This is a genomic window from Blastocatellia bacterium (assembly GCA_025054955.1).
Classification (GTDB): domain Bacteria; phylum Acidobacteriota; class Blastocatellia; order HR10; family J050; genus JANWZE01.
In genome coordinates this window covers 1-4,981 of the sequence record JANWZE010000126.1, presented here as the reverse complement: position 1 = coordinate 4,981, position 4,981 = coordinate 1, and the positions used below count along the sequence as shown (strand labels likewise).

At 52.2% G+C, this 4,981-nt stretch carries 4 protein-coding genes; all 4 read right to left on the bottom strand.

What is annotated here, in order from left to right:
- Positions 1–386, bottom strand: a 386-nt coding sequence (locus NZ823_15460) for a hypothetical protein (protein ID MCS6806524.1), incomplete at its 3' end; no start/stop codon positions are given.
- A gap of 139 nt (positions 387–525) precedes the next feature.
- Positions 526–1,197, bottom strand: a complete 672-nt coding sequence (locus NZ823_15455; protein MCS6806523.1) for a hypothetical protein — start codon at positions 1,195–1,197, stop codon at positions 526–528.
- A gap of 1,410 nt (positions 1,198–2,607) precedes the next feature.
- The gene (locus NZ823_15450; protein MCS6806522.1) at positions 2,608–3,678 is read right to left on the bottom strand and encodes a TlpA family protein disulfide reductase; all 1,071 of its coding nucleotides are present in this window, start codon (positions 3,676–3,678) and stop codon (positions 2,608–2,610) included.
- A gap of 350 nt (positions 3,679–4,028) precedes the next feature.
- Complete coding sequence (locus NZ823_15445; GenBank protein MCS6806521.1) at positions 4,029–4,724, bottom strand: hypothetical protein; 696 nt, start codon at positions 4,722–4,724, stop codon at positions 4,029–4,031.
- Positions 4,725–4,981: the final 257 nt, after the last annotated feature.

Below are 4,981 nucleotides of genomic sequence, written 5' to 3'. Positions count from 1 at the left end.
ATCAGCGCGATTTCATCCTCTGGTCTTAGCCGTTCCAGGATCCGTTGAACCCCTTGGAAGATCTCCTGGTAATGCCAGATTTCAGGACGTGAGTACGTTTCAATGAGCAGCAAGACCGACAGAGGAAGATCCTCGCGACCGAAGAAGGAGACGCGCTGAGGGACTCCATCCTCGAATACGACGAAATCTTCCTTCCCCAACTCGACCTCGGCAGGACGACTTGTCTTCTTATTCATGACTTGAACAGGAACTAGGACCAGCTCAGCTCTCAACTGCACCGCTGGGTCTTCTCTCTGAGCTTGTCCTTCAGCGAGGGCTCGCAATGAAGCCTCTCCCAACAGCAAGGGCATGAGCAGTAAGGTGAGGCGGGATCTCTTTCCTATCATTGCCGCATCCTCCAGCCGAGGCGCATCAGGCGATGCAAAATCTTAGGCCGCAAGAGGGCGGTCTGCAAGTCTTCCGTTGACCTTATTGACCGTTGACTTGCCGACCACCCTACCTTCACCTCGCTTGCGGCTGAACCGTTCAAGTAACGATCTCACAGATCACATAGGCAATCACGCACCCAAGCCAGCAAAGCGCATCAATCGGCTGTCCGTGTCCCCCACAATTGAACAGGTTCATGCAGGTTTGATAAACGATAACGCATCCTGGCTGGAGGGGAGCTGACTTGGAGCTGAAGCTCAATGAGAACCGTGGCAAGTTCTCCCTTTGACTCAGATTGACAGACTCTTTACCTGTGAGCGTTCCGGAACCAATGGTAGCGTCAGAGGGTATTGATGGGGCCAAGAGTCCAGCCGTAGATCGCAGTACGACTAAAGCAGGATGCTGCTTTATCTCCTCGGGAGAAGCTGAGGTCGTGAGGGAACGAGCTGTGGTTACAATAGTAAAAGCGGCGGAGCGTTTGACTTGGTCAACGAAAGGCCGGTAACGTGAGCTTAGTTGCAGAGCACTGTCCATTTTCCGCGCCAAGCTTTTGAATTGGACGTTACTTGCACCAGCGGCGACCAGCCTCTGTAATTCGTTCATCAGCGCCTGTACTTTTTCGTCCACGATGAGATTGAAACTCAGGCGATCAAGCGAGAGCGTGATCCGAGTCTCTGCTGATGCGCCACCGTTTGCTTTCGCTCGCAAGCCAAGTCGCGTTCCACTTCGTGACCCCACGAGTTGAACCGCAACTTCGGTATCGGAGATCATGCCTGTTCCGATGGCTCTGACCGGAATCGGCTGGTTGAAATCCTCTACCTCGAATCGAGATTCACCGGGCCGGGTTCCAGGAGTAATCCGCAGTCGAGCCAGCACGCTGCCTGAGCGACCTCTTTGCTCAATGACTTTCGGTTCTATGCCCGACTGTGAAGAACTCACCATAGAGGTCAACATCAGCCGGCTTGCCTGGATCGGCCCTGAAGGAAAAGCCAGTGTGGCCATAATAAATGAAACTAAAACAACTAGCGCTAAACTCAAAGTTGATCTTGCGTGTTTTATGTTCTTCCTCCTGGTTTGGTGTTAGGTTTCAGAACCCACTGTCTCGCAACTCCTATGCCGGAGGGAGACGCGCCGCAGAATAGAAGATCAACTCGTTGTGGCTCGTATGGATGAATGAAATTCGCTGATGAGCGAGTGGAGACCTGTCGGAGGCATGGGTTGCGAAATATCGCAAGTCTGCAAGTCGCTCGTCTGAAGGAAATGAAGCAAAATCCTTCAGTATCAGCCAGAAGCCATGGTTGCGACAGATCGCAAGCAGGTTGCAACAGGCCACAATCGGGTTGCGACCGATCACAAGTTCTCGTTCCGCAAACCCGCGCTTCATTTCTTCCTGATTTCGATCTCCGGATGTTTGAAGTCCAGGATATCACCAGGCACGGTGGCCACCAACCGCTGAATGAGATGTTCTTACCATTGTCGAGAAAAAGACCATGTTTGTGGAGCCCAAAGCATGCTGAGACCTGAACTAGCTGGGCGGGAATCGCCGAGCTTGACGCACCATTTACTTCAAGGGCGGCAGCCGCTCACACGAGGGTAGCCAGCCGTGCAACGTGGGGGGTCGTCACCTCCAATCCGTCGCGCCTTCAACAGCACCACCCATTGCCTCACCGGCTCGTTCATGCTGTCCACTGGCTGGCAACAAATGCGCGGCTCTGGCGCGTCTGCACCGCGCCACTCTGATTCACTCGGCTCGTCTAGACGTTGCACGTCCGGCAACGTTGTGATGAGACGCTTGCGCGGCTCAGCAGAAACGAGCGCAGCATGAGTAGTGATGCTAATGCGCATGGAAAATCGCAGACGCCTGCTTGGGACGTTCTGCTGCTGCTCTGCCTGTCGCTTCGTCAAACGTGGCCTTTCTCTGGACTATTGGTACAACCTCGTCATTAGAAATCAAGGGCTCAAAGCCTAGGTGGATTGCATTCTGAAAGCACCTGAGTCGGAGGTGCTGAGTTTGCGCATCAATGCGTAATGATCCCAACGCCTGCTGCTGCGCGTATCCCTCGAGAGAATGTTGCCATGCCACTTGGAGAATAACCAGGCTGTGATTCGTGCAACCTCCCGAAGTGTGATTTTCACCTCCATGCTCTCGAATGCCCGTGTTTGTGGACTGACTCGCCTTCCTCAGCTATTTCTCTCAGTGAGCAAATCCTCAATTCTCCAGTTGAGTTCTTCTAGGAAAAAGCGGTCGTGCGGTCGAGAACCAACGACTTCAAAGCGAACGCGGCCAGCGCGATCAATGAACAGAATGGCCGGGATTGCATCCAGACCATAAGCTTTCTTCACTGCGCTCTCTTTGTCTCGGAGAACAGCAAATGTGTAGCCATGCTTCGAGAGGAACTCCTTAAGGGTAGAATCACTCTGATCAACACTGATGGTCAGCAGTACCACCTCTCGGTTTGTTTGAAGCTGCCGATGCAGCTTCTCGATCTGTGGTAATTCCCAAATGCATGGAGCGCACCAGGTGGCCCAAAAGTGAAGCACGACAACTTTTCCACGCAATAATGAGAGCTTGATTGCCGGGCCATCCAATGCTGTCAGCTCAAAGTCAGGAGCTTGGGGACCGGTCATCTTCTGACTCAAAACCGCCCCTCGCCGCTGCACTCGATCCTCCTCGACGGTCCGCGAAATCAGATTGGCCAACCCTTGCTCAGTGCCTTTTACTTTCACATAAAATTCCTTCAAACGGCGGACCACTTCTTCGACTTTTGCTGGGCGAGCAACCAATGCCTTCAGGTAATAGCTCAAGGCCCGTTCCTTATCCAGATGTTGAGCCACCTCAGCCAATCGAAGATAAAAATCGTCATTCATCCAACTCATCAGATGCTCCGCACGCAGCAGTTCCGTTTCGGCTTCTTGATACTGCTTCAGGCCGGCCAGCGCTTTGCCTGCTTCAAAGCGCGCTCGGGCGATTCTTGGAACCAGGCTCTCTTTGTCGTTGGCGAACGGTGTAACATCGAGGGTGTCACCAGTGCTGAGCCGGTCACCATCCTGAAGCACTTGATGAGCGGTTAGCAATGCCTTTGTATAGTTGCCCTCTTCGTTCTGGCGTGTCGCAAGCTCAACATAGGCGTCGAGCAACCATTCCCAAGCGATCCGGCGTTTGTATGGTTCGGCGGCTCGGAACCGGTCAATAAATTCTCGAAGCAAAGTGATTCTTCTGGCAACATCCTGCTCGCCGAGTGCTGCTTTCAAAGCAATATCTACTTTTGCAGCCTCTTCCCGTTGGATAGCTCCGGACCTGACTGGGAAGGGCGGGACGAACAATGAAAGGAGTAGGATCAGTGAGATTTCATGCCGCGTTTTCATTTGACTCTACTCTAACCGATTTCTGTCCGTAGCTGCAAATTTAGGAAACTCATTTCTCAATCGTCAAGCAGAGATGGAGAGAAGAGCAGGGCTATTGGAAAAATCGAAGCGTTAAGCATATCGCCACTCTACGCCGCCGAAGAGCTGCAACAATCACTTGTGTTGCTCTTGGGCCGTCTTGGCAGAACGAGCTAGTTTGAAACAGCCCGGAAGCCTAGCCGTTGGAGTGTTGTTGTTCAACCGTCGCCACCCGGTGCTCTGCAAAGTGTCGTGGTGCACGAAGTATTATTGTTCGTACAAAACTCGCAGGCACCGCTCCCGACACAACGGTAGGCATTTGCAAACCTGTTAAGTTCACACTTCTGCATAGCGCAGCCAGGACATGGCCAAATCAGTATGGGAGGGAATGGCCAGAGCAATGCGAACTCCACGGTGCTATCCTCGTAGCGGATTTCGTTCACACCAACATAGATTCGGTATTCCCCTGAGAGAGTATGTGCCTGCTGCTCCCAGAAAGCTGGTGCCTGATCTATGAAACTCACAAAGGGGAACGCCACCTCGGCTGTTGTGCCGGGTGCGATCCCACCGGAAATGCCTATAGTAGGGGTCTCCCCCCAAGCCTTGACGTTGTACTCTTCTTGTCCCGATTGTCCCGCGCTTATGCGAACAATAAACCACTTGAAGCTAACACTAGAAATCCTCTTATTGTTTCCATTTCTCACGCCGACGCTGGTTACCGTTAGCCTCTTGAGGTGAGTGGTTACGCTAACAACATTCACCGGTTCTGCCGCACTCCAAAGCGGGTGGGAGGAAAGCGTCCAGTTTCCTCCCGGCATCTCATCGGAGAACATGCTGCCGACCGACCAGTTACTCGTCAACAAAAAGAAGCAAAAAACGACAATCGAGAACTTATTGAGATTTCTCCATTTCATAAATCTCTCCTCAATCAAGAAAAATTTAGCCAGGGCGAAAATTACAGAAAACGTTCTCCACCAAAGGTCTCGTTGTCCTCACCCTTAGTTGGCATCCCACTCCGGATGCCATGATAGGCCGGATTTCGTGAATTCAAAAATTCAAAGATCAAGCGAACGTCTCAAGACAGAGCAATCAGTGTGCCATGTGGGAGCGAGTTGATCAGAGAAGTGGCAACACTTAGCTCTACCAATGGATAAATGAAATTCGCTGATGA